The following is a 26,853-nucleotide window of genomic DNA, read 5'->3' on the forward strand; positions in this document are numbered from 1 at the left end:
GTTCTAAGTAGGAGCTCTTATCCTTAACATCTTAACCTCCTAATTTTGAGTATAAAAAAAGCAGTAAACTTTATAATTACTGCTTTAATAAAATATCCTATATTATTAATCATTAAATGAACAATCTCGACAAATACCACCTACATCTTCTCGCCTATCCTTAAATCCCTTTCCACATTTAGAGCAAATAAATGCATAATCATTATTGTAATTCTCCTCTTCTAAATAAGAGTCATCGTAGTCTTCTTCATTTTTGTTTATAGAATCTTGATCTATCTGAATTTCAATTATTTCAATATCTGTATATTCTTTATCATTATTAATATAAAAAGAATCTTCTTCGATATCATCTTTATTAATTAATCTTGTGACATTAACTATGACACTTCCACTAAATTCTTGTTCTATTGGTGGTGATTGTATGACTTCTTTTGTATCATCATCACGTCCCCAATAATCAAAGGATACACAACTTAAATTTATTAAATATTCTAGCTCATAAGTTATACTAACAATCTCGTCTGTAAACTCTTCATAAGTATCTAATATCTCATTGAATTCACAATTATTTATATCTAATTCTTCAATACCCTCACTTCCAATAACATACGATTCTAGATAATAATAGTTGTTATTATAAATACTGTCAACTATATCATTAGAAATATCTTGTTTTACTCTTTCTACATATGACACATCTTTTCTATTTAAATCTACATAAACATTAAAATCATATCTATCATATACTTTTGAAGCGAAATTCTGAAACATTCCTGTTGTTAAAAATTCAATATTTACATTTGGATTTTTTTCTTTAAATTCACTTAATAATTTATCGTGAACTACTAAATTATCTTGACTATCCTTACTCCACCAGTCTTCTTTTATATCATTCGTAATAAAAATAATATCTTTTACTGATTTTTCAACTGGTAAATCTAATATCTCTTTCCAAACAAATAAATCTCCAAATTTTTCAACTCCATCTTTATTAATGTCCTCATATCCAGGCGGAATTTTATATTTATACCTAAGTTCACCCTCTCTAATAATTTTTAATTGTTCACTAAACCTTATCCTATTACCTATCCTATTATTTTTTTCTAAATATGAAATAAGATTATCTATATCTTTAATTATTTCAGGAGAATCTGTTGTTATTTCATCATATTCAATACCAACACTATTTTTATAAGATTTGATTATTTGTTTTAATTCAACTAACTTGTTATTTAAATCATTCTCCAAATTTTTTCTTCCAAAATAATTATATTTAGATGATTTAATCAAGACACTCTCTAAATTTTTTTGACTCCTTTCAATTACTCTTAGTAAATCTTTTTCAAAATTTTGATACTTTTTTTTCAATTGTCCGAATACGCTATATTTATTTTTATTAAATTCTTTATACACTTGATTCGGAATCCATATTAAATCCTTACACTCCTTGAAAATTTCTAATATGTTTTTGCTACTGTATAATGAATATCGAGCTAAGTCAAGTATTACATTTGTATCTAATACTATTATAGAGGTTTTTCTATTTATTATTTTTTTAAATTTTTCATAATTCAATTAAAGCACCAACCTTATTATTTAATTACATTCACAAAATTATTAAGTTTTTTCCATTTTCTAATCTTAGTCCTAAATGTTCCAAATGGTGCTACTGTATTTACATGGATAAATTTATATACTTCCCAAGTTGCAGTTTTTGTTGCTTCATCTGCCCATTTTCTCATATGTGGTTTAAATAATTCTTCCTCTGTAAGATTATCTATCAAAGAGTAAATATCTTCTATATTCTGTGATAGTTGTTCTTTTAATTCCTTTAACGATTTATGAGCATAGGTATCTGTAAACCATTGATACAATTCTCCAAGTTGATTCCACTTAAATTTGTCAGATGGCGTTTTAACCTCAATTCCCTTTTTTTCATCTTCTTCCCATTTCAAAACTAAAGTTGTCCAACCTACTTGATAGGCAAGATTTTCAGCTGGTGTCCTATCAACTTGATCTACTCTTTTATCTTTTAATTCTTCTGGGATATTATCAAACTCTGAAATATATTTTCCAAAAGTTTTCTTTATCTCATTTTTTAATTCTTCCTTACTTTCATAAGACCTCATATGCCTACCTCCATGGTTTATATAGATATTATACCAAAAATATTTTTATCCTAGGCTTAATTCATAATCTTGTAATCAAACTGTTCCTGTTTATTTTTATTTTATCTCTATTTGTTAAATACTCTTCCACATCAAACAAGTTTTTCTTATCATAATCTTCCAACAACTTGTAATTCTTATGCTTTGTAATATCGAATTTATCAGATAGAAAAGGTCTTACTCCTCTTAACTGATAAATACACTTACCGCCATCCATTACAGTTATTTCATCTTGACTCATAAGTTCCTTGCCAGTTTTTTGGTAATTTAGACCAAAAGATTTTTGATTGGATCTTGTTTCTGATGTGTTATATAGGTCTATGGTTTCTTTTCCTAAGGTTTCAGATAATTCTTTTACTGTTGTTTTTTCTTTTCCTCCTAAAAAGAGTGTAGAGTCGCAGTTACCAACTATTGTATCTGCATGGTCTTTATAGATTGCTTTTAATTGAGATTGTGCTTGCAGTATTATGCTTGCCGATATTTCTCTTGAACGAATTGTTGCAATCAATTTTTCAAATTTAGGAATTAATCCTATATTTGCAAACTCATCAAGTAGACACCTAACATGAACTGGAAGTCTTCCACCATACACATCATCTGCCTTATCACATAGAAGATTAAATAGTTGAGAATACATTATTGAAACTACAAAGTTAAAGGTATCATCTGTATCTGATATTATTACGAATAAAGCAGTTTTTCTATCTCCAATTTTATCAAGCTCTAATTCATCTTCGCTCATTAGTTCTCTAAGCTCTCTTATATCAAAAGGTGCAAGTCTTGCTCCACAAGATATTAGAATTGACTTGGCAGTTTTTCCAGCTGCCAGCTTATATTTCTTATATTGCTTAACTGCAAAATGACTTGGGTCTTTCTTTTCAAGAGCTTCAAAAAGCCTATCAATTGGGTTCATATAGGTTTCGTCATCTTCTCTAACCTCACTTGCATCAATCATATCCAAAAGTGTCTTAAAGTTCTTTTCTTCTTCAGGTGCTTCATAATATATATAACCGATAAGGGCAGTGTAATATAACTTTTCAGCCTTTACCCAGAAATCTTCTCCTGCCTTTTCTCCATCTCCCTTGGTGTTGGCGATAATTGTTTGGACAAGTTTTAAAATATCTTTTTCACTTCTCAAATAAGCAAATGGATTGTATTTCATGGACTTTTTGAAGTTTATTGTATTTAATATCTTTATATCATATCCATTTTCATAGAGCATTTTTCCACATTCTAACACAAGTGTTCCTTTAGGGTCTGTTACTACATAGGAAGAGTGCATTTGCATTAGATTTGGCTTTACATAAAATCTTGTTTTACCTGATCCAGAACCACCTATTACTAATACGTTTTTATTTCTAGCGTATTTAGGGTTTTTAGGTCTTGAGTTCATTGTTAGTCTTTCGGTATTAGTCATTAGTACATTGTTTTCAAACTTAGGGTCAATGTATGGAGCAATATCCTTACTTTCTCCCCATCTTGCAGATCCATACTCTTTACCTTGCCTATATTTCTTTTTATTTTTTCCTTTGCTATAAACAATTAGCTTAACAAGACCAGCAACTGAAATACCTACTAACAAGTCCCTTGGATTAAGGCTTGGTATATAAGATAAAGTTCCTATATCAGAAATTCCCACCATTATTCTATCAATAATATCTCCTCCAACATAAGAATTTATGTGCTTAGAAAAAATATTTCCAATGTAGAAGAATGATAGATAAGGAATGTTTGATAATATAAATTTCTTTGGGTTGTCTATTTTAATTAAGTTTTTAATATCAGAAAGAATGGCTTCTAATACCTTATTCATCGTAGAAACCTTCGCTATCTAATAAAATTAGTAGGTAGTGTCTTCCCTTTGGTGTTATAAATGTTTGTATTCCTACAAGTGTACCCAGTGGATCAACCCATTCTTTTACTTCAAAATATCCCTTGTTCTTATCTGCATAAGGTAAGAGTTTCTTTTTCTTATCTCTATAAATTAATCCCTTATCCATTAGAAAACTTATAAACTGATTTTGTGGTATTCCTAACTCTTTGGCAGTATTTCTAAAATTTGTAAGTAGGTTATAATCTACTAATTTGTCATAATAGTCTGCCTTTGGTCTTAATTCTTCAATTTCTTCTTCTCTCTCGGCAATAATTCTATTGGCTACTAAAATTGCATCTGCAAGGAGATCTTCATTAGTTTTCTTTTCTTGCCCTGATATATATCCTCCATTCTTTCTAATACTTGGTAAGACTTCTCTAGTTACCCAAGCTTTGAATATTTTTGCTTGTGGTAGTTTTGATGAGAGGATGAGTGAATACAATCCTGATTCGTTAATTATTGAAATATTCTGTATTCCTCCAGGGGTGTTCCATTTCGTTACACCCTTATCTTCCTCATCTACATGGTCATAAACAGCTTTTCTTGGATTGACATATCCCAACATAGTTGCTACTTCATTAGCTATAAAGAAAAACTCACCGTCTTTTTCTATAACAGTGAGTTTCCCAAAATTCTTATTTTCAAATGTTTTTAAATTACTTATCATAAGCTTTGCTCCTTATGTTTATTTTTAACTTTATCTTTGCTAATGGTGTCCTTAGCCATATTTTTAAACTTATTTATAGTCTTTGTTATTGAATCTTTCCTATCGGCCTTTCTTTCAGAAGCCTTAACTGCTTTTTTAAAGGCATGTTCCATTACTTTTATATCCTTAGATTGAAAAAACACAGAGTGGTTACCAGTTTCCTTATCTTTCATAACAGAAAACTTCACTCCGTGTTTGTTTAAAATTTTCTTTAATTCTTTTAACTCAGGATCTTTTAGATTAATTTCTTCTAACTGTCCCTTTTTAACCATATCTTTTAGTTTTACTTCTTCTCCATTATTTTTTATTACATTTTTCAAGCCTCCTTGATCTTCTATTTGCTTGTGAACTTTCTTTAAGGCATCAAGAATTGCTTTACTTGTTGCTTTTGCAAGCCTTACTTCAAGGTTAAGACTCGACCTAGATACTTCTTCATTAATCATCTATTCCACCTCCATATAAAAGTAACTCTTTGTATTTTCTTAACTTCTCTTGATGGATTTTTCTTCTAAAATCTTCTCCCGTAACTTTAACTGGTATTGTCATTTCAAGTATTCTTGAATATATCCTCTGATACTCAAGTTCAATATTAGGATTTTGAATAATTTCCAATGATAAGTTTGTAGTAAAAATTGTCGGCCTACCTTTTAAGTATCTTGAGTTTATAATGTTATATACTTGTTCTCTTGCATAAGATGTATCCCTTTCAATTCCAAGATCATCTAAAATTAACAACGGAATGTTTGATAGGTTATCTATAATTTCATTTGAATCTAGCTTAAATGCTGATTTTTGTATTTGATTTATAACCTGAGATAAATTCATAATCTTAACTTTAACTTGCTTTCTTTCGATTAATTCATTTGCAATTGAACAAGCAAGGTAAGTCTTTCCACTACCAACATCTCCATAAAATAACAGTCCAACATTGTCTTTCTTCATTTGTTCAAAACTTTTAGCGTAATTAAAGGCAACCTTGTAGGCTTGACCTTTTTCATTTAAGAATTTCTCAAAAGTATATTGGTGCTGGAGCGGCGATGAGAAGCAATCTCTTTTCAATGATGATATTCTCGTTAATATTTCTCTTTCTGCATTTTCCTTATCTCTCTTTATTTCACATTCACATTTAATTCTGGGAATAAACTTTGTAAAGCCAAGGTCAAGTAATTCTCCATCTACTCTTTTACCACATACCTTGCAATAGATATGTCCATTTCTTTCAATATCATTTTCTCTTAATACAAAATCTTTTAAGTTTTTCATAAACTCTCCCCTATATCGTAATTCATTTTTCTTATTGATTTGTCATTAATGCTTTTCGCCTGATCATTAAGATACCAATTGATTATCGTTGCCTTGTGGTCTTGATACACTCTGTTATTTGCTTTCATATATGACGACAACCTATCAATATACTCACTAATCCTGCTTCCTAACTCATTTGTTAAGTCCTTATATTCTTCATCAGTCAAAAATATGTTTTTATATATCCCATAAGGCTTTTGCCCTTTACTAAAATCATTATTTCTTAACTCATTATTACTAATATTGTTATAGTTACCTTCTGATTTTCGAAAATCTTGATTTTCGATATTCGAATCTCTTGAATTTCGATTATCGAACTTCTGGAATTTTGTTTTTCGAACTTCTTGATTTTTTAATTCCATATTATTAAATATGCTCATAAAGTCTTTAACATAAATTCTGTTAGGCTTTCCAAGTCCTTGCCTTTTCTTTTCAATCAGTCCTATTCCTGATTTAATATCAAGTTCAGCTATTAATTTATTTGCTTTTTCGCTTGCACAATTAAATTGATCTTTTATACTTTCAATTGTGTAGTAAATAAAGACTTTTCCATCTTCATCTATCCAGCCATTTTTATACGAAAGACCCATTCGATTAAGCATATATGAATACAAAACTTTAGCTTCAATAGAAATGCTCTCAAAAATCTCATCTTCCATCAATACCATAGGTAACCTAATGAAGTTATACATCTCAGATTGCCTATTATAAAAATAATCAAAATTCATCCCTACCTCCTTTCTTTGAAATAAAAAAGACGACAGAATTATTGCTTTCTATCGTCTAAGATTTACATGTTAAATTTTCATCATTAGATAACCTTAAAAACTCTTTTTCATCCACTAATATTGTCTTTAATATATATTTTCCCTTTTATAATTTCAGGTATATGTTTTGATGTAATCTCATATTCTATTGATTCTGGAAGGTTTTTAAACATTAAAATAGAAGGAAATGCCATTGAAGAGTTGTGTTTTAAATACTTTATATCAAAAATCAAGATATCAGAATCTGAGTTTTCAAATTGCTTATATGAAAATATGTCATCTAATAAATCTCGATAATCATATTTGTTATCTTCATATTCATCATCAATGCTTTTTGTTAAAATTGGACTAAGTCTATTAACATGTCTAAAATTTAAATTATCCACTTTTGAATCTTCATATCTATTAACAGTATCACTCTCTTTAATTGAAAATATGAAATCAAAAAGTTTCATGTCAAGTAAGTCTTCTATAATATTCATGCCTGGATCAGGTAAATCTTTATGTTTAAGAATGTATCCTTTTGGTATAATCAATTTAATATCAATATCTTCATCAAATGTATTACCTAAATTTGAAATCATTAATTTAATAACTTTAACATTATCTATATATCCAAAATACTCGTTATATTCATTGTATTCTTTTATACTAATATAAAGTTTTTTTAACAACGAATAGCGTTTTTTCTCCTCATCAGTTCCATAATACGAAGGTCCACTACTCCCAAATGGAAGCTGTAGCTGAGAACTATAACTCTTTAAGTTTCCCAAATTCCAAAAATTTTCTTCAATGTTAATTTGATTTTTATTAGCAAAATCATTAATAGCTTTTATCCATTCGTCACTAATTTCTACATAATTATTTATCCCACTAAGTTTACTAATTTGTCCATATGATTTGGTAATATTAGTTAATTCGTTAAAATTATATTTTTCTGAACTTATATCTTTACTACGTTCTGGCAAAATAAAGTTATTTAAAGTTTCAATACTCTCTATTATTTTATCTTTTTGATTGTTAATAAATTTTGACTCTAACAACTTATTCATACTTATTGAACAATATTCTTCTGAAAATGTATTTAAATCTCTTATTTTTAATATAGGATTTAATATTTCACTTTTCAAGTTTCCTGAATCCGAAATTAATGATAAAAAATATAATGATAAATGATTGGTAAATTGTCGCTGAAAATCAAATTTATCATCAACTATTGCGTATATTCCTTTATCCTTATATTTTCCTCTAAATTCTAACACTTTTTGATATTGTTCTTGATTGAATTCGGAAGGATTAATAGGAGCATTCAAAAAATACATAAATACTTGCTTATTAGCTAAAAGCATCTCTTCTATTTCCTCTTCTGTACCAGATCCATACTTATCAGTTGGTGTACCAAATCTTGTCCAAAAAACTGCAACTGCAGCATCACAATTTCTAACAAATTGTTTGTTTAATAATTCTTGTGGTTTATCACCTGATTCAGGATAACTATTTGTAGACCAGTGTTTAGTAACTACTTCGATATTATTTAAATCACCAAAAGTTCTATTAAAGCTTTCAACACTTTCTTTTATTATTTCTAAAAAATCTGTAACATCGCCTGGACAAGATATTAATAAATCATATATGGTTACCCCTTTTCTTGGCATCTAACTACCTCCTTATGTTGATGTACTCTTTACAATAATTATTATATAATAATTACTCTAAGCAGCACACCAACTATTTATTTTTTGAGTTTTAAAATTTGGTAGAAGTCTTGAACTCCTTATATTTACATAACTATTTGCCTCTATCACTATTATGACACGAAACCCCATAGTTGGGTCATAGGCGGTTAATCCGAGTTTATCTTCCTTGCCTTGAATGGCAATTCGAGTCATTAATTCTGAAACAGGTTGTGGGGTATAGAATTCGCCGGCTTTTTTTCCCGATTCAGAGGCAAATTGACCCAGTAAGAATTCATAGGCATCCCCTAATAAATCGGAATTCTTAGCAAAGTTTAACCCCGCTAATTCCTTCATCACGGCTGTGATGGTTTGGTTACGCTTCTGTGGCGTGGGACCTAAACGGCGTGACATCAGGTCAACATCTTCAAATAAGTTCTCAAAATCAGGATGTGAACGTTCAATATCACGGAAGCCCTGCGCTAAGTCTTCCAACATAAAGTTATTATCATTAATCTTTTCCATGAACTTGGTAAAGGTATAGTCAGGGTGAATGGTGTAAGAGTAGGTATATCGTAACTCATTGAGGAGGTCTTCTCCGTCCTCTTCATCGTGATAAGTTTCTTCATATAAGGCTTGTGCTTGAGTGAGGTCGACGAAATCTTTCCCCATTAGATCACAGGTCTTCTCTAGTAATTGGTCGGATAGAAACTTATAAAAAATAATTCCTAATGTATAGTTCTTATATTCGTTGGCATCCATCTTTGAACGCAGCACGTTCGCCGAATTCCAAAGGGCCTGTTGAATTGTCGTTACTTGTTCAGACATTAATAGTCACTCCACCTTCAAATAATAAAAAGTTTTTAATTTTAATTATACTGTAAATCAGTAAAAACTTCTGAAAATATCCTTGACGCAATAAAAATTTCCGCTCAGCCAAAAAAGGCTTTGACAACCGTCTCAGCCTTTATTTCCTGTTATAACCTATTTTTTAGGCGGACGCACGTCTACCTGCAATTCACTATATTCAATACCATAGATATCGAAAAGATGGCGAATAATATTCATCTTATTCCAATTATTGAGACCAGTATCGATATAAATGTTTTTTGTTATCTGATCACGCGAATCGCCTTTACTCGTTGACAAACGGGTTTGCCAACCCCGTGATTTTTCTTCCTCTGCTATTTGATAAAGGGTTTGATAATCAAGATAGGCAAGTTCTTGTAAAACTTCAATCAGTAAGATTGTCCAATTTTTGACCGACCGATATTCTTGGTCCCGAAAGATATAGCCCTTGATCTGATAGCTATTAAAGTCTTTTTCTCCATCATAAGTTTCTAAGCCATCTTGGTTTTCGGTTTTAATTTCAAAATCTACCTCCGGATAGGGCCATACTTCCAAGGCTTTATCCGCTAAGCGTCGTGTTCTTTCCTTAATGGTTTCCTCATTCCAATGGTCCACTTCCCTAGGCAGGGCATTAAGATAAACGAAATGGCTCTCATTAAAGCCCTTGTCCATGGTCTTCTTGGTTTGGAAGGACTTGTTACTATATTTGGAATTATAGCCAGTAATGGTTAGATTTCCTAAACGATTTAAGTAACTTTCATGAATCTCCTCATAATTAGGACCTAGTTCTTTTATCCAATCCTTACTTAACTTTTGCGGCATGATATGCTCAATCGAATAATTCCCTTCTTCAATCCCCTGATAAATATTCAAAATTTCATGGTGATTATAATTTTCCAAACGTTCAAAGAGATAGGTACGATAATTAGGACGAATATTATAGAAATCTCTCATGCGTAAGTCAGCCAACACCTCTTCATCTTTAGGGAAGGCCAGGTTATTCGACTTATTGACCAGTATCGCTGCCAGGACTTCGACTTTTTCAATGTCTTGCCCCTCTTCCTTAGCCTTTTGATAGAGGCGTTTAAAATAGCGGTATAGCGAGGCATAAAATTTGTTGAACAGGCTGGTTGAAGATTTAATGATGATGTGGCGGGCAGTAAAGGATTCGATCAATTCTAGCATAGCGACAACCTCATCCTCTAATAAATCGCCCTTATTATAGGCTAGGACTAAGGACATCAGGAAAGGTCGCATCACGGTGAGATCGATTTGATTTAGTCGGAACAGAATATCATCAATGGCTAGATTCCCTGTATTCGCCGCAATCACTTCCTGAAAGGCATAGGAATAATCATTGATTTCTTTAAAGAAGATTTCCTTGTCAGTAAAATTTTTCTCATAAAATCGTTTAAAATCTTCATATAAGCGGGCCTTTACTGGATACTTACCTTGCTTAATGGCCATGTAGTACCAGAAAAATAAACTTAAATCATATTGGGTCCGTTTTTCAATTGGATGCCAATAAGTGATAAAATAGCGGTTTTGATCTTCCTGGTTTTCATTCATCAACAGAAAGTTACGTATCTTATCCGCTTCGGTTAGGTCTACCCCAGTGGAATTGAGGCTTTCGAAGATGAGTTGGGCATCATCATCAGGCGAACTTAAATTCACTCCCATGACTTCAAGCCGGGAAATCACTTGGATGAGATCAACAATCGACAGAGAAGTCTGGTCAACTTGTTGGTAGAAATAATTATAATTATCCAGGACATTGGTATTCCCCACGTCTACTGCCCGGTCTGCATGTTTAGGATCGGTCAGTAATAGCTTATAAATTTTATCGTCTTCTATATTCAAATGTAATTTATATTTATCGCCTTCATTAGATAGGCGGTTCACCAAGTATTCATCGCGAATATTTTCACTGGTGAAGGAGCCGTCGCTGACATTATTATCGTACATCCAATTGCATAAAGCGAGAAACAAGAGAGAAACCGTCGTGATCCGCTGTTGGCCGTCGATCACAATAGTTTCATCTATAAGGGTACCTGGCTTTACGACGATGGAACCGAAGAAATGTGTCCTGCGCTTTTCCTCATGAATATTCATTAAATCCGAAAATAATCGTTTACAGTTATCCAGTTTCCAATCATAGTTCCGTTGGTAAACAGGGATAATAATCTTTGAAGATCGCTTCAGAAAGTTAGCTAAATTTTGAATACTACCGTCCATAATTACACCTAATTCCTTTAAAATCTGTATCTTTTTTAAGTATAACAAAGAATAAGGCTACTTTTGTTTTAAAAGTAAAACATACCAATGATCAATAATCTAGGAAATTAAAAACATGAAAATTAACTGCAAACTATCTTCTCCTATTCTCCTCAGGACCTATGTTAGTGAAATATCGATAACCTGCCCAACTCATAAAAAATAGAAAAGCAAGCTACTAATCGTGGTAGCTTGCTTTTTCAATAATTATTTACTTTTTAACAGCATTACGCTCTACTTTCCCAAGACAGGTCTTCCCCATTACTTGAAATCACTTGTTTATACCAATCGAAGGAATCTTTCTTCTTGCGTTCAAAGGATCCTGTTCCGTCATTATGACGATCAACATAGATAAAGCCATAGCGTTTAGCCATTTCACCTGATGAAGCTGAAACAAGGTCGATACATCCCCAAGAAGTATAACCGATAACAGGGACGCCATCTTCTGTAATGGTGTCTCTTAAAGCCTCTATGTGGGCTTGGAGATAGTCAATCCGATAATCATCGTGGATTTTACCATCATCTGTTAGCTCGTCCTTAGCGCCTAAGCCATTTTCTACCACAAAGAGTGGTTTTTGATAGCGGTCATAAAGCTCATTCATTGTAGTACGGAAGCCCAAGGGGTCAATTTGCCAGCCCCATTCTGATTTTTCTAGATAAGGATTCTGGATGGACTTAAAGATATTGCCAGCGGTTTGATCATATTTGTCCAGATTATCCGGGTGTGCCGATACACGGCTCGAATAGTAAGAGAAGGAAATAAAATCGACTGTATTTTGGGCGAGCAGGTCCAAGTCGCCTTCTTCAATAGGTAATTCAATTCCTTCACGTTCTAAGCTCTTCAAAGCGTAATTAGGATAGTAGCCCCGGGATTGAACATCGACAAAGAAGTAATTACCTTGGTTATCAATCTGAGCCTGGCGAACATCTTTAGGATCAGGACTAGCTGGATAATAGAGTCCAGCTGCCAACATACAGCCTACTTGGTTATCTGGATTAATTTCATGGGCGATCTTAGTAGCAAGAGCACTAGCAACTAATTCATGGTGAACAGCCTGGTACTGGGCTTGGCGGTGGTTCTCTCCTTCTTCAAAGACCAAACCTGCACCCATAAAGGGAGCGTGCATGATCATATTAATTTCATTAAAAGTAATCCAATATTTAACCAAATCTTTGTAACGAGTAAAGAGGGTTCTAACCAAGCGTTCATAGAAAGTAACAACTTTTCGGTTACGCCAGCCCCCATAAGTCTCAATCAAGTGAATAGGCATATCGAAGTGGGTAATGGTTACAAGCGGTTCAATACCGTTCTTATGGAGTTCACGGAAGACATCTTCGTAGAAAGCCAATCCCTCTTCATTGGGCTCAGTTTCGTCCCCTTTAGGAAAAATACGTGACCAAGCAATGCTTAAACGAAAGGTTTTAAAGCCCATCTCTGCTAAAAGAGCAATATCTTCCTTATAGTGATTATAAAAATCAACACCTTCCTTAGCCGGATAATAATGATCTGCATCAAAATTTAAATGTTTCTTTTCACCTGCAATGATGCTTGGCCGGTCTTCACCATGAGGAACCACATCCACATTAGCTAAACCTCGGCCACCTTCCTGGTAACCTCCTTCAAATTGATTAGCAGCAGTCGCGCCGCCCCATAAAAACCTTTCTGGAAATTGTGTCATTGTATGAAGTCCTCCTTGTTTAATAAAAGATCTCGATTTAAAATATAAAATCTTAATTGCCGTTATGAAGCACAGTTAAGAGATAATCACCTCTATCAACATGGTCTTCTAAAGTTAATAGTACATCGGTCATTTCTTGGCTATTGGTTACTACAATTGGAATCACAGTTTCATAGCCACGTGAACGGATAAGCTCGCGGTCAAAACGGAGTAAAGCTTGGCCAGCTTCAACACTGTCACCTTCTTGAACAAGTTTTTCAAAGCCTTCTCCTTTTAATTCTACCGTATCTAAACCAACATGGATTAATAATTCAGTCCCATTTTCTGTGGTTAAACCTAGTGCATGACCAGTTGGAAAGACTGAAGTGATAGTTGCTCGGCTGGGAGCATAAATGGTTCCTTCATCTGCTTCAATAGCAATACCTTTACCCATGGCACCACTAGAAAACACCTCATCAGATAAGTCTTCTAAACGATGGATAGCACCCGTTACCGGACTAGCTAAGATCTCTTGTTTAGCTGCATCCCTGGCTAATTCTTTCTGAGCTTGAGGAGTAAATTCAGCAGATGAATTTTCTTCCTCTTGAATTCTTGGAATCTTAATTAAGAAACCAGCGATTAAACCTAAGAGCGTCAAGGCTAGCATGGCCACTGCCGCTACCCAAAAGTTTTGTGTAATCCCATCTTCTGGATGAATAAAACGGCCTAGAGCAAAAATACCCAATCCTCCAGCTGTGTAGGCATAGGCACGGAAGTAACCAATCACTGCCCCTACCAAGGTATTCAGAATAATCGCTACAGCAAAAACTTTCTTCATTGGAAGTAAAATCCCGTAAACAGCTGGCTCCGTAATTCCGAAGAGAGCTGGAACAGCTGATGAAGCTGCTAGGTTCTTCGTCTTCTCTTCTTTCGACCGAATCGCAATAGCTATCAATAAACCTAAAACAGAGAAGGTTGAGAGGATGGTAATCCCTAGAATATCTGAGGCGCCACCTTCTGTAAGCTGTAGAATTCCTATCGGGATCAGACCCCAGTGTAAGCCAAAGATAACCAATAATTGCCATGCTCCCAGTAAGAGCGCCCCAAATAAGATTGGACTGAAAGTAGCCAAGCTGGTAAAGAGCCAACCGACTAGACTTGATAGCCAAGTGGCAATCGGCCCAATGACTAAGAGAGAGACAGGCGTTGCAATCAGTAAAGTAACGACTGGAGCTAAGGTACCCTCAACCACTCGTGGCATCCAAGATTTCACCCAATGATTTATTTTAGAAGCTAACCAAATAGCAAAAACAATTGGAATAACGGTGGAATAATAGTTACCAGCCGGTGGTAATATAATTGGCAAACCTAGGAAAGTCGCATGAACCGCTGATTCGATTGGTGTTCCTGCAAATAAAGTATATAAAGGCTCACTTTCGACCAAACCAGGCAAAGCTGGATGTAGAAAGGCTGCTGACACAGCTAATGCAACAAAGACATTTAGCTTAAAGCGACGAGCTGCGGTTACCGCTAGAGCCATGGGTAAGAATTGGAAGAAGCCATCCCCGACCGCGTTCATTACTTGGTAAAAACCACTCTCCTGAGAAAGGCCAAAAGCAACTAATAGGGCCATAATCCCTTTGATAATTCCTGTCGCTGCTAAAGCCCCTAGAAGCGGTTGAAACAAGCCGGATAATAAATCAATAAAACGATTGAGTAAGTTGCCCTCACTGGATTGTTCACTTGTTTCTGACGATCCTTCTTCGTCTAAAGGAATAATTTGACTGATTGCCTCATAAACATAAGGGACATCATTTCCAATGACCACTTGATATTGGTTACTGGATTGAACAACAGTCACAATCCCATCACGTTTTTTCAGATAATCAGTGTCAGCTAGATCATCATCCCGCAAACGAAAACGCAAACGTGTAATACAGTGTCTCAAATCAACAATATTAGCCTCCCCACCCACGTGGTCAATAATATCTTGGGCTAAGGCTTGAAAATCTTTTGCCATTTCTTCTCCTCCTAAACTTTCATTAGCCGTTGAATATGGATCGTTAAGTAGATCACTTCTTCTATCCCCACCTCTCGATGGTATTGTTTATCAATAAAATCTCTAATTTTCAAAGCTGCTTGGTAAGCCTTAGGGTAAGAAGCTTGAACTTGCTCATTCAAGAAACTGTCCCCTTCAGCAGACATATCTTCTGAGGTTAGGCGTTGAACAAAATATTGTAGATGGGTCATAAATCGTTGGAAAGAAATTGAATTCTCGTCAAAATTCCTTCCATAATGTAAACGTATGAGCGATAAAATGCGTTCGATCATTCGCAATTGCTCCATGGTCTGTTCGAGGTGATCCCCTTCTTTCTGCGCATTGATCAGATGCAGGGCAATCGAAGAGGCTTCTCCTTCAGGCAAACTAATATTGAAAATCTGATTAATCATCTCCACAGCTTCTAAGCCTGTTTGATATTCCAACTTAAACAAACGCTTCACTTGCCAATGCAAGGGATTCTTCAAATGGATTCCCTCTTGGTAGCGAGCTAAAGCATAATGAATATGATCAGCTAGGGTTACATAGAGATTATTTTCAAAGCGAACACCTAAACGCTCTTCAGCCTGTTTAATAATCTTAAAAATCAATTCAATCTCATTAGTCGTTAAATCCTGATAAAGTTGGCTAAAGAGAGAATCATCTTCTAAGACAAAACGTTTTTCAATCTGCTCATCTTGGATGGAGTCCCCTAGTTGCCGTTGAAAGCCAATACCTTTGCCCATAACGACGTATTCTTTATGATCTTTAGTTTCTGCTTGAACCACATTATTATTTAAGATTCGAGTAATTTTCATATCTTCTCACCCCACTTTCTAAAAAAGAAAAGACCTAAACAAAAGTCTAAAGCTAGCACACCTAGCCCTACACTTTTATTTAGGTCTTGCCTGATTGAACAGTCACAATCCATATCTTATTTTAAGTATAGCGAATCCACTTCCGCTTTGCAAGCGCTTTTATAGAAATAAATAGAAATTAAATTTTAGATTTTTCCTAATTCCCCTCGACTGAACCATTATAATCAATCTCCTCCATCGAATAAGCATTCAAATCCTCATAAAGATAAGACTGTTCAATCCCCTTCATATAAACTTGGCGGCTATCAATTTCATCCGTCAAGGCTTCCTTCAGCAATAATTTGATAAAGTGGAGATTAGTAGGGCTCATTGTCATCGCCGATAGATAATCCGTCTTATTAATCTGTTGCCAATCGACACATACAGCTAATTCTTGCTTTAAAATAAGGTCCAACCAAATCCGAATTGCCCGCCCATTTCCTTCTATAAAAGGGTGGAGAATATTCATTTCAACATACTTATCGATAATCTCGTCAAAAGTCTGCTGAGGCATCTTCTCAATCGCTTGCGCCGCACTACTTAAATAAATCGCACTAGCAAAGCGAAAACCCTGTTTTGAAATATTTTTATCCCGTAATTTCCCAGCTTGAAAACCCTCGAGGCCATGGAATAAAGCATAATGGATTTCCTGTAGGCCTTTCATCGTCCCCACTTCAAATTCATGGAGCGCTCTCCTATCCCAGAGTGCGATAGCATGAGCTTTAGATAAGTATTCTTCAAACTCTAAAGAATCATCTGCCAACTCGCTCACCCCTCACTTTACTCGCTTAATATTATGATCCATTTTACCATATAAGCCTTAGTCCACTTATAGTGGAACATTGATTACTGGACAGTGCTCCTAGAACAATTCACCCTTTTAAATTCAAAAAAGCAAAATCCCCTTCATCCAGCTTGACAAGCCCCCTCCTACAGGGTTTAATTAAAGAAAAGGCTCCCAAATCGTTTCTTAAGCCTAGAAAAATTCAATAAATGGAGGAAACAACGATGAATAAAGCAAATCACAAACTCCTATCCCTAACCGCCCTACTCGCCTTATTCCTTGTCGGTTGTCAAAACAACACTGAGAGCTCCACCGCCAATTCCCAAAGCCAAGCGTCAGTAAGTTCTGAAGCCAGTTCATCTAAGGAAGAATCCAAAGCCAAGGAATCAAGCAAAGAAGAATCTAAAGCCAAGGAAAAGGAAGCCAGCAAAGAAGAAAAAGAAGAGAACTCTACCAAGGAAGAAAAAGCTGAAAGTGAAAGCCGAGCGAAAGAGACCGAATCAGAAAGTTCAGCCAATGAGTCGTCAGTCCCCACCATTGCAGGCGATCTCGCTCGTACTACCTCCCAGCAAGCCCTAGACATCGATCAAATCCAACAAGGAGATCTTTCCACTCTAGTTGGAACCTGGCGTAATGGTCGAGGGCAAGAGTTTGTCTTTTATGAAGACGGGCGCGTCGATCCTGGCAGTTATCTCAATCTAGATAATTTCAAAAGAGAAGACCAATTTTTAGTGGCAGACCTTAGATCCAATGGCGGTGTTGGTGGAGCAGCCTTATATATTATTCCGGCTGGAGTAGAAGTTTATACCCCTATCGATCACCTAGTCGATGCCTCAGATAAGAGTCGTGACCGCTTACTTGGAGGGCACACTTATGACATGATCGAATACCCTGAAGAATTCTTTTACCGGGTAGACTAAGAAATTCTAACCACACCAAAATTTCAAACCACAAAAAGACACAGCAATCCCTTCAATCACTAAGGGACTGCTGTGCCTTTTACTTTCTATACGCTATTTTTTAAAACACCACTAAGCTACTAGGCTTCAGTCCTCAAATTAAAGAGGCGATCAGTCTCCGCTTTCACTTCTTTAATATAATAGATCAGCTCGGGGTCAAAGAAGCTATTGGTCCCACAAGACGGGCTGAATAATAAGCGTTGCCCCTGGGTAGCTTTGTAGATTTGGTAGATTTGGTTTCGGATCAGGTTACGGTTGAAATCGTTAAAACTAAAGCGGTCCACCCCACAATTCAGGACGAAATCGCTATACTTGAAGACTTCCTCTACGCTAGGCAAGGATTCAAAGGCATGCCAGTTAAAGACCTGAATCGGATAATCCTTGATCAGGTCAAACATAATATCAGTCCCGTGGGCATGGAAGCTGTTAAACCAGCCCGCCTTAGCTGCTTCTAAAATCTTTAGGTCATAAGGTTTACCAAATTCTAAATATTCTTCCTTCGTTACCCGGTCATAGCGAACAAACTGAGAGGCCAGGTAGACACCAGCGGCTCCCAAGTCCAAGGCTGCCTGAACATATTGAACTTGGACATTGGTCAAGTTTTCTAGGGTTTGGTGAATGAGTTCATTTTCCTCACTGCGGATAAACTCAACTGCCCGACCCTTAGTCAACTTGTCCAGGATGGTTAGGGGACTGAAGGAAATCACGGTCACAGGGACTTGGTCACCTAAGCGGTCTAATAGGTAAGTCAGCGATTTCAACTCGCGCTGGTAAGAAGGAGTAGAGATATCGAGGTCATGGGGTAGCTTCTTCAAATCCGCTGGCTGGTTATAGGGGGTTTTGACTACGATGGACACGCCACCCTTGTAAACCGGGGAATGGTCGACTTCATCCACATAGTCTTCCACCGTGAAGAGCCCGTTACTGCTGTGGCCAGCGTAATCCAAGTCATACTGGTGAACTTTTTCCGCTAGGGCCTGGGCATATTTAACCGGGTCATGGTCGACTTCAGGCAAGTGGGATTTAAAGGAAAAAGGGACATAGTCGGTGACTTCTTTATTAATAACTTTTTTGATTAATTCAATTTTACTCATTTTTGTTTTCTCCATTATCACATGATTTTACAAGGGCTACTATCTTAAGGACTGTTTATAGAGGTAATTGCCGACAAATTGGGCACAGTGGACAATGAGGATAATCACCAGGACGGTCCCGTACATAATCACTGAGTCAAAGCTGTTGTAGCCGTAGTTAATCGCCACTGAACCTAATCCGCCAGCGCCAACGGTTCCGGCAGCTGAAGTGGTTCCGATAATCCCGATAATAGCCACGGTTAAGTTCACAATCACCAGGGGAGCGGCTTCTACTAAGACGACTTCCTTCATGATTTGGTAGTCACTAGCTCCAAATGAACGGATCGCCTCAATCAAGGGCCGGCCCACCTCCCGGAAGGAATTCTCTAATAAGCGCGCCACAGTAGCGGTTCCGCTGATGGTTAAGGGGACCAAGGCCGCAGTCCGTCCAATCACCCCGCCAACAATCCCCCGCGTTAAGGGGATGACGGCTACGACCAGGATAATAAAGGGAAAAGACCGCACAATATTAATGAAAACATCTAAAATGCTATAAATGAGTGCATTGGGTCTTAACCCTTCTTTATCGGTATAGTACAAGGCCACAGCGATGACAAAACCTAAGGCGGTCGACAAGATCATGGTAAAAAACACCATATAAGCCGTGTCAAAAACCGATGGCCCTAAAATGGCTGATAATTTTACTAAACTGGCTTCCATTCTATTCCCTCCATTCAATCTGATGGTCTTTCAAATATTTTTCCAATAAGGCTTGGTGGCGTGAATCGATTTGAATTTTAAAATAAGCGGTCGTCCGGTCGTTGATTTCCTCATAGTGGGCATCCTCGATCGAGTAGGAAATCTGTAAGTCAGAGAATATCTTGGATAAGAGGTCCTTTTGCTGGTCCACATCAGGGAGAACCAATTTAAATTCAAAGCGACCCGCTGCCACTTGGGATTCGGTCTCAGCTTCAATTCCCATAAGGCGTCTTAAAGCTGGTGGTTGGTCAAGGAAGAGATCCACCGTATTCCCGGCTGCCACAATCTTACCGTTCTCAAGAATGGCTAACTTATTGCAGATTTTTTTCACTACTTCAATTTCATGGGTGACCACGATAATGGTTAGCTTCAATTTTTGGTTGATCTTCTGCAAGAGGTCGATGATTGAACGGGTAATGGAGGGGTCGAGGGCAGACGTGGCTTCATCAGAAAGGAGGAGTTTCGGGTTCAAAGACAGGGCTCGGGCAATGCCCACCCGTTGTTTTTGGCCCCCGGATAGTTTGCTGGGATAGGCGTCTGCTTTAGCTGACATATCCACTAAATCCAATAAGCTCTGGATACGCTCCTCAGTCTCTTCAATATTCCATAATTTTAGGGGCAAGGCGACATTCTCACGGACCGTTTTGCGGTTAATTAACTCAAACTGCTGAAAAATCATACCAATTTCTTTCTGCAAGTGTCTGAGCGAATCGCCCGATAAAGTTTGAATATCTTCATCGAGAACATGAATAGAACCCCCATCAAAACTCTCCAAACCGTTAATGCAGCGCAGCAAGGTAGACTTCCCCGCCCCGCTCTTGCCCACCAGGCCATAGATATCCCCTTCATTGATGGTGAGATTGATATCCGAAAGCACCTGAAAATTACCGTAGTTTTTTTGTAAGTGTCTGATTTCTACTAAGGGCTCGGTCATCTTAATCACCTGTGTAAGGGAACCAGGTCCCACCACTGACCTCTTTCACCAGTTCAGCGGATTCCTTGGTTTCAAAGGCGTCATGGATAATCTTGACCGCCTCTTTATCTTGGTTGCCGTCCTTGGTGGCTAGGATGAGCGCGTTGGCCTTTAAATCTTTGGGTTCAAATTTGTACAGGGCATCTTCGGTCTTAAAGCCGGCCTTATGTGCCGCTAAACCACTGAAGATGGCAATATCCACCTCATCAAGAGACTCGATCAAGGTGCCGCCACCTAATTCCACAAACTCCAGATTATGGGGGTTAGAGGTCACATCAAGCGGAGTTAAGGTTTCTCCTTTAGGGATATCTTGTTTGACTTCAATTAATTTGGCCTGTTCTAAGACACGAAGAGCGCGTTGAATATTTGAAGCATCATTTTGAATCGCTACTTTGGCCCCATCAGGAAGTTCGTCTAGTGATTTATGCTTTCTACTGTAAACGCCGATAAATTGCTCAAAGAGGGGTTTGCCGGCTTTGACTAAACTGGCACCACGGTCTTTATTAAATTGGTTCATATAGGCTTCATGTTGCATGATATTCACATCGACTGACCCATCCATCAAGCCTTCATTACTTGCAATGGTACTTTCAGCCACAGACAGTTCTAGCTTGTAGCCTTTTTCCTTCAAGGCTTGTTCAACATATTTAGTCATTCCGGCACTCTGCCCACTGACACCGAGAACCACCTTCTTTTCTTCTTGCTGTCGAGAAAAAAAGATAAAGCCCGCGGCAACGATGGCTATTGCAACAAGAGACAAGACAATTTTTTTCATGTATATACCTCCAAAGGTCATTTCGTTTGATTCCTAGTCAAGAAAAAATACGGGCACTGGGCTCGTAAGTTTCTGATCAAGGATTGGATTAATAACTATTCAGTTATTAGTTTGGAAGTTTAGCATATCTATTCTTTGTCTAGCAATACGAGCAGGATACCCATTCACTATCAGCTATAATCGATCTTTTAGGCCTTTTACTATTAAGCTGGTAAAAATACATTCGCTACATTGAATTTATTTTCAAAAAAGCTGTCATTTCAAGCTTTTTCACTCAACCTGTTGCTTGATCGAAATCCCCAACCTTAAAAACGATTTCCCTAAACGATCAAAAGCAATCATTTACTTGTCGCTCTGGATTCATTTTTTAGCCAGATAAAAACAGCCAGCTCAAGATCTCTAAGCTGGTTGTTTATAGGGTGGATTCAAGTAAAAAAAGACACAGAATCCCTTTAACCACTAAGGGACCTCTGTGTCTTTCCTTTGTAAACTATTTTTATCAATTCTAAACAAGTGGCAGGAAACTATTGATTACTATCTTCGGAAGCTTCTAGAAACTTCTCAATTTCTTCAAGCGGTTCACCTAGCGCTTCCGCGATTTGAGCAGTAGTCATCCCGTTAGCTACTAAATTTGGAACGGCTGCTCGAAGAACTTCTTTACGACCTATCTCTTTACCTTCCTTACGAACTTCTTCAAAACCCACACGTTTTGCTGTCGCTAATAGGGCCTCACTGTTGGCTTTACGATATTCTAATGGATCAATCATGGTTTCTTTTCCCGCTATTCACAAAATACAGAAACTATCGGCCACTATCCTCTGGGTTCTCTAGGAATTTCTCAACCTCTTCAATCGGCAGATCTAAAATAACTGCAATTTGGCCAGTAGTCATACCATTAGCGATCATTTTTTGAATCGTTGATTTGCGTTCCGATTCACGACCTACTTCTATTCCTTCTTTACGCCCTGTCTCTATACCTGCCTCACGCCCTACACGCTCTGCCGTCGCCAATAGCGCCTCACTGTTGGCCTTATGGTACTCTAATTGATTAATCATCGTGATCTCCTCTTTCGTCATGTTGTCTAGTGCGATCAAATCATAGGCACGGTCAATATAAGCTGGTGCTTGGGGTAAACTGTCTAAGCCATTGAAAAACCGCCACCAATGATAGACTGCGGAATCTTCTGGCAAGTTCGTATTGGTGAGATCCAAATAAATGAGTTTCACATCTTCAATTTGCCGTCCATTCATTTGGGCGAGGGGCTCGCCGATCTGGGTATCCTGCATTTCGTAGACACGCAGAGCGGCATGATGTGGCTCATACAAGTTAGAAGCAGAAATATTAATTCCGTAAACAGAGTGAATACTGGAATATTTATTACGTTTTTGACGCATGGAGACTTCATCAGCATAAGCTGCTACATAAGCAGAGTAAGCATAATATTGGGTACGTTCGATAAAATAATCGGGAAAACGGACCTGCATCTCAATCGTTACTAAATCGCCCGTTGAAGTCCGGGCACGAAGATCAACTTCAGTGTAAATGAGGGTGTTGGCTTGAGCTTCTTCTTGAGCATCCTGTTTAAAGCGTTCAAAATTATAGGGCGTCGTCACCTCGACGGCTTCAAAACTTGTCCCGGTTAAATCCTGAATCAATGCTTGGAGGAGGGCTTCGTTACCTATACTAGTAAAGGTTTTTTTAAATAGTAAATCATTAGTGGGTTTATATCGCATAATCGCCTTTAACCTTTCCGATCTCTAGAGATCAAAGCGAAGTAACAGACAAACCTCCCCTATTTAAGCCCATCTTAGCATGGTCCTTTTTAAGAAGTCAAACAAATACTCAGTACAGTGAGATAGCATGTAAAGCCTCGATTTTTAAAGGTGCCTTAGCCAAGTAACTAATCTGACAAATCTTTCAAGAAAAAGCGGTCCATGGTGGTATGGATCAAGTTTTCCGGTTGGAAAATTTCTTCAAAACCATATTTCTGATAGAGACCGATGGCTGCCTTCAAGGAAGAATGGGACGATTAACCTTTATAATATCCCCTTGCGCTTTGACCTGCCAGACTTTTCGGCCATTCCAGAGTCAACTTACATCAATGAAACGAATAAAATGGCCCAAACACCCCAACGCATTGCTGTCAATCCCAAGCAGCCTGACCAAGTCATTCAAACGATTCAAAAACTGCATTACTAAGCATTAGCCTAATTTTTATGGCAAACAAAAAAGCCTTGATCCAGTTCTTCTTTTCCAGAGAAGTCACTGATTCAAGGCTTTCTTTATCAAGTCCCTTTTTCTATTGGGTAACATTCGGCTGATCATTTTTCGCTTAACCACCTCTTTCTCGGCCCAACCACAAGGTCCCAAGCAGCCTGAATGGAGGCTTGTTAAGAACGCTTTGCGGCTGTCAGCCACATACACAATGCTTGAAGGTCGCGGGGGATTGACTGAGGTCTTTCAGTCAGATGAGACGAAGTGCCCTGTCAAGCCGTGATCCCGCTCATTCATTTAGTTATAAGTTATTGTGGGTCAATCATAGTGCCTTTAACTAAGCCTGTCAATCCCAGATTTGATAGGCTTTTTCCTTCTTTTTCGATACCCTATACCGAAGCCCGTTAAGATCAGCATTTTCAGCTTCCTTAATCGTTTTACTTGATAAATAGCGATATAAAGTGAATAAGTTTTACTCTTTGGTTATGAAGTGAACATGGCCCCCACAACTAAAATCACCATTGATCACTATTCCATATTCCTGCTAAAAAGCCGATCAGACCAAGCTTCCACTGACCGACAGTCTTTGGCTCGCCCCCTCCACTCTTGCTTTTTTCGGTGTGCTTATCTAAGATAAGGGCAATTCAGTCGAACTAATGCAACAATAAGTTACTAACGAAAAATTAGAAGGAGTTATGCCCTATGTCACAAGATCTTTCCCAATTACTTAACGCCAAACGCGTCGACCTTTCCCATGAATTGCACGAAAATATTCCTTTGTTCAATGCCTTTGACCCCATTCAGGAAAAAACCTTGAACACAATCGACCAGGATGGCTTCTACGCCAAAGAATACACCCTAGCCACCTCTTACGGGACCCATATCGATTCCCCCGGTCACTTTGCAGCAGGTAAACGGCTCTTAGACGGCGTAGGATTGGATGAATTGATCTTGCCGCTCTATGTCCTCCACCTAGAAAAAGAAGTCGCTGCTGACTCCGACTTCTCCGTCACTAAAGAGGTCATCTTAGACTACGAAGCTGACCACGGCAAGATTCCCGCGGGAACTTTTGTTGCCTTTGCCAGTGACTGGTCCAAGCGCTGGGACGATCCCCAAGCCTTCTATAATGAAGACGAAAACGGCCAAGCCCATACCCCTGGTTGGACCGTGGAGGCCTTAGAATTTCTCGCCCATGAGCGCGATGTCAAAGCCATTGGCCATGAAAACCTGGATACCGATCCTGGGCACATCTACCATGACCAAGAAGCCTTACCGGGTGAATTCTACTGGCTGGACCAAGACCGCTACCAAGTCGAAGTCTTAAATAACCTCTCCGCCCTACCAACCCAAGGCGCAGTCATCGTCGTCGCTCCCCTCAAAGTCAAAGGCGCCCCCAGTTTCCCCGCCCGTGTCTATGCCTTGGTAGCTGAAGAGGAGTAAAGATAATCACCCTATTCATTAATATTAAGACTATTTTTCATATTAAAAACTAAAACGCGCCCTCTTAAACTCGATCAAGGGCGCGTTGTTATTTTATTCCATAAAGGCACAATTTATTATTGCATATATAATTTATTTAAATAATTTAAGAACTGATTTTTTATTTTTAAATCCATAATAATTTGCCTTATGATCATTTTCAATTAATTTATTCAATATATTTCGAATAGAATTAAAACGATAATTAGGATTTATCTGATCCATTAGATACTTAATAATTATTATAGGTAAGGCAATTCTATCTGTAACAATATTATTATCATCACCATAGATATAAAGATATTTCTTCCACTCTTCCTTTATTGGAACAGAAGTAATGAAACGTAAGTCAATTAAATCTCGATTATGAGCACAAGTATTTCGAACTAAATTAAGCATTCTCATCCAGGTATATAATTCATACATCGTACAATTAAAATAATTCGCAATAGGTTCCTTATTACGCCTCGACATTATTTCTAGCATATAAACTAAATTTCCAAACATAAGCAGATTAATCCCCAACCAAACTGGAGGATACTCGGAATTACCATTCTGTTCAAGTTTATTTATTATTTCACGATGGCTATCAGGATTCTTTTTTGCAATCTTAACTTGAGACTTCACCCGATAGTTGACCTTAGATTGGGTTTTAATAATTTTCTTTTTTGAAAAATTATGGATATCAGCCCAATTATTTGCTTTAAGATACCCATACTCGCCTGTATTTTTCCCTAAGTAAAAAGCTATCTGTGTTTGTAAAGCCACTTCTATATCTTCAATAACATGTAAAATATGTAACCGTAAATTCTTATCTCTATAATACCTTGTAATAACTTCTTCAAATGTAATCGACTTATATTGTTTTACTTCATTGCAATAATCTACAAAGGGTTCAGCGAATTCTTTAATTTTATAATAAGATATATAATTTAATGTTTCTTCTGCTCGTTCTGGATCATTAAAATGCATTCCACGTTCTTGAAATAGACTTACCTGATCTGTAAACTCCTTAGATTCAAAGGCCATTTAACTATCCTCCCGTCATACAACTAGAAATAAACATGGTCTTTAGGCATATTAACAGAATTTTAAGTACAAAAAAAGCTCCCCGTCAGACGTATCTGTTATGTTCAGTGACCTAAATCACTAAACTGGGGAGCGATTGAGCATTCACTTATAATACTACATATTGTGATAGAGATTGTCAAATTTTTATCTAACTTTTTAGATTAAATTCTAGTACTTGATATATTTATAGCACTAATAGCTTTAAAATTTCATGCCAAATAAAACCAACTCCCCCACTAATATCATCACTAATGAGGAAGTTGTTTTTATAGACTTATTCGACTTTTGTCACATTCTAACTCAAACCTGTTCCAAGCGCGAGGTGAGCTCCATTTCAAAAATCCTTGAAAATCCTTTTCAAGGATTTACTGCATACTTCTTCCAATTGCTATAGCTGTTCGAAGTAGAGCGAGTTACAGATATAGTATGAGTAGCTCTCTCCCCTCTTGATGCGCTTGTCATACTCTAATAGTTGAGTTCGGACGCCAAGCCTTGAAGTTGCTTCAGAAAATTCCAAGGCACAGCTTTCCTGTGCTTATGGTATTTTCCTCCAGCAATTCAAGTCTCTGACGGCGTCCTCACATCCTTACAGTTGAG

24 protein-coding genes are annotated in these 26,853 nt (G+C 37.0%); 3 read left to right on the forward strand and 21 right to left on the reverse strand.

Going from position 1 to position 26,853, the window contains the following annotated elements; translation table 11 throughout:
- Positions 1-105: 105 nt before the first annotated feature.
- The 14 genes from DBT50_RS08990 to fic form a co-directional block, all read right to left on the reverse strand.
- Positions 106-1,575: a PIN-like domain-containing protein gene (locus tag DBT50_RS08990; RefSeq protein WP_001105422.1), complete on the reverse strand. Its 1,470-nt coding sequence runs from the start codon at positions 1,573-1,575 to the stop codon at positions 106-108.
- Between the two features lie 17 nt (positions 1,576-1,592).
- The gene (locus tag DBT50_RS08995) at positions 1,593-2,129 is read right to left on the reverse strand and encodes a ClbS/DfsB family four-helix bundle protein (protein ID WP_001258251.1); all 537 of its coding nucleotides are present in this window, start codon (positions 2,127-2,129) and stop codon (positions 1,593-1,595) included.
- 61 nt (positions 2,130-2,190) lie between these two features.
- Positions 2,191-3,981 (reverse strand): VirD4-like conjugal transfer protein, CD1115 family, encoded by a 1,791-nt coding sequence (locus DBT50_RS09000; RefSeq protein WP_111853415.1) that lies wholly within the window; start codon positions 3,979-3,981, stop codon positions 2,191-2,193.
- Positions 3,974-4,708, reverse strand: coding sequence for a phage antirepressor KilAC domain-containing protein (locus DBT50_RS09005; RefSeq protein ID WP_111853416.1), 735 nt, complete (start codon positions 4,706-4,708; stop codon positions 3,974-3,976). Before DBT50_RS09005 ends, DBT50_RS09000 begins: the two co-directional genes overlap by 8 nt.
- Positions 4,705-5,190: a PcfB family protein gene (locus DBT50_RS09010; RefSeq protein WP_111853417.1), complete on the reverse strand. Its 486-nt coding sequence runs from the start codon at positions 5,188-5,190 to the stop codon at positions 4,705-4,707. The genes DBT50_RS09005 and DBT50_RS09010 overlap by 4 nt, the downstream gene beginning before the upstream one ends.
- A complete protein-coding gene (locus tag DBT50_RS09015) occupies positions 5,183-6,010 on the reverse strand; it encodes an ATP-binding protein (RefSeq protein WP_111853418.1) in 828 nt (275 codons plus the stop codon). The genes DBT50_RS09010 and DBT50_RS09015 overlap by 8 nt, the downstream gene beginning before the upstream one ends.
- Positions 6,007-6,780, reverse strand: coding sequence for a replication initiator protein A (locus DBT50_RS09020; protein ID WP_111853419.1), 774 nt, complete (start codon positions 6,778-6,780; stop codon positions 6,007-6,009). The genes DBT50_RS09015 and DBT50_RS09020 overlap by 4 nt, the downstream gene beginning before the upstream one ends.
- A 107-nt stretch (positions 6,781-6,887) precedes the next feature.
- A complete protein-coding gene (locus DBT50_RS09025; protein WP_111853420.1) occupies positions 6,888-8,474 on the reverse strand; it encodes a hypothetical protein in 1,587 nt (528 codons plus the stop codon).
- 57 nt (positions 8,475-8,531) lie between these two features.
- Positions 8,532-9,320 carry a type I restriction-modification system subunit M N-terminal domain-containing protein gene (locus DBT50_RS09030; protein ID WP_111853422.1) on the reverse strand — a complete coding sequence of 263 codons (789 nt, stop codon included), beginning with the start codon at positions 9,318-9,320 and terminating at the stop codon, positions 8,532-8,534.
- 156 nt (positions 9,321-9,476) lie between these two features.
- Positions 9,477-11,576, reverse strand: coding sequence for a DUF262 domain-containing protein (locus DBT50_RS09035; RefSeq protein ID WP_111852239.1), 2,100 nt, complete (start codon positions 11,574-11,576; stop codon positions 9,477-9,479).
- Positions 11,577-11,842: 266 nt separating this feature from the next.
- Positions 11,843-13,294, reverse strand: coding sequence for a 6-phospho-beta-glucosidase (locus DBT50_RS09040; protein ID WP_111852240.1), 1,452 nt, complete (start codon positions 13,292-13,294; stop codon positions 11,843-11,845).
- A 52-nt stretch (positions 13,295-13,346) separates the two neighbouring features.
- On the reverse strand, positions 13,347-15,293 hold the full coding sequence (locus DBT50_RS09045) for a beta-glucoside-specific PTS transporter subunit IIABC (protein WP_111852241.1): 1,947 nt from the start codon (positions 15,291-15,293) through the stop codon (positions 13,347-13,349).
- Positions 15,294-15,304: 11 nt separating this feature from the next.
- Complete coding sequence (licT, locus tag DBT50_RS09050; protein ID WP_111853423.1) at positions 15,305-16,129, reverse strand: BglG family transcription antiterminator LicT; 825 nt, start codon at positions 16,127-16,129, stop codon at positions 15,305-15,307.
- Positions 16,130-16,325: 196 nt separating this feature from the next.
- Positions 16,326-16,931, reverse strand: coding sequence for a protein adenylyltransferase Fic (fic, locus tag DBT50_RS09055; protein WP_224785062.1), 606 nt, complete (start codon positions 16,929-16,931; stop codon positions 16,326-16,328).
- Positions 16,932-17,176: 245 nt separating this feature from the next.
- Here fic and DBT50_RS09060 point away from each other — a divergent pair, with 245 nt between their 5' ends.
- The gene (locus tag DBT50_RS09060) at positions 17,177-17,872 is read left to right on the forward strand and encodes a DUF6287 domain-containing protein (RefSeq protein ID WP_111852243.1); all 696 of its coding nucleotides are present in this window, start codon (positions 17,177-17,179) and stop codon (positions 17,870-17,872) included.
- A gap of 119 nt (positions 17,873-17,991) precedes the next feature.
- Here the strand turns inward: DBT50_RS09060 and DBT50_RS09065 are convergent, their stop codons facing one another.
- From DBT50_RS09065 to DBT50_RS09090, 6 genes are all read right to left on the reverse strand, one after another.
- Positions 17,992-19,005 (reverse strand): uroporphyrinogen decarboxylase family protein, encoded by a 1,014-nt coding sequence (locus tag DBT50_RS09065; RefSeq protein WP_181566104.1) that lies wholly within the window; start codon positions 19,003-19,005, stop codon positions 17,992-17,994.
- A 39-nt stretch (positions 19,006-19,044) separates the two neighbouring features.
- Positions 19,045-19,704 carry a methionine ABC transporter permease gene (locus DBT50_RS09070; RefSeq protein ID WP_064293419.1) on the reverse strand — a complete coding sequence of 220 codons (660 nt, stop codon included), beginning with the start codon at positions 19,702-19,704 and terminating at the stop codon, positions 19,045-19,047.
- Between the two features lies 1 nt (position 19,705).
- A complete protein-coding gene (locus tag DBT50_RS09075; protein ID WP_111852245.1) occupies positions 19,706-20,677 on the reverse strand; it encodes a methionine ABC transporter ATP-binding protein in 972 nt (323 codons plus the stop codon).
- A gap of 1 nt (position 20,678) precedes the next feature.
- Positions 20,679-21,491, reverse strand: a complete 813-nt coding sequence (locus DBT50_RS09080) for a MetQ/NlpA family ABC transporter substrate-binding protein (RefSeq protein ID WP_181566105.1) — start codon at positions 21,489-21,491, stop codon at positions 20,679-20,681.
- Between the two features lie 524 nt (positions 21,492-22,015).
- Positions 22,016-22,258 (reverse strand): hypothetical protein, encoded by a 243-nt coding sequence (locus tag DBT50_RS09085; RefSeq protein ID WP_111852247.1) that lies wholly within the window; start codon positions 22,256-22,258, stop codon positions 22,016-22,018.
- Between the two features lie 34 nt (positions 22,259-22,292).
- The gene (locus tag DBT50_RS09090; RefSeq protein ID WP_111852248.1) at positions 22,293-23,225 is read right to left on the reverse strand and encodes an Rpn family recombination-promoting nuclease/putative transposase; all 933 of its coding nucleotides are present in this window, start codon (positions 23,223-23,225) and stop codon (positions 22,293-22,295) included.
- Between the two features lie 316 nt (positions 23,226-23,541).
- Between DBT50_RS09090 and DBT50_RS09095 the strand changes: the two genes are divergently transcribed.
- Positions 23,542-23,691, forward strand: coding sequence for a hypothetical protein (locus tag DBT50_RS09095; protein ID WP_181566106.1), 150 nt, complete (start codon positions 23,542-23,544; stop codon positions 23,689-23,691).
- Between the two features lie 717 nt (positions 23,692-24,408).
- Positions 24,409-25,146, forward strand: coding sequence for a cyclase family protein (locus tag DBT50_RS09100; RefSeq protein ID WP_111852249.1), 738 nt, complete (start codon positions 24,409-24,411; stop codon positions 25,144-25,146).
- 132 nt (positions 25,147-25,278) lie between these two features.
- Here DBT50_RS09100 and DBT50_RS09105 read toward each other — a convergent pair whose 3' ends face one another.
- Positions 25,279-26,214 carry an Abi family protein gene (locus DBT50_RS09105; RefSeq protein ID WP_111852250.1) on the reverse strand — a complete coding sequence of 312 codons (936 nt, stop codon included), beginning with the start codon at positions 26,212-26,214 and terminating at the stop codon, positions 25,279-25,281.
- Positions 26,215-26,853 lie beyond the last annotated feature (639 nt).

Origin of the sequence: Aerococcus tenax, from assembly GCF_003286645.3 — a bacterium.
In the GTDB taxonomy this organism is placed as follows: domain Bacteria; phylum Bacillota; class Bacilli; order Lactobacillales; family Aerococcaceae; genus Aerococcus; species Aerococcus tenax.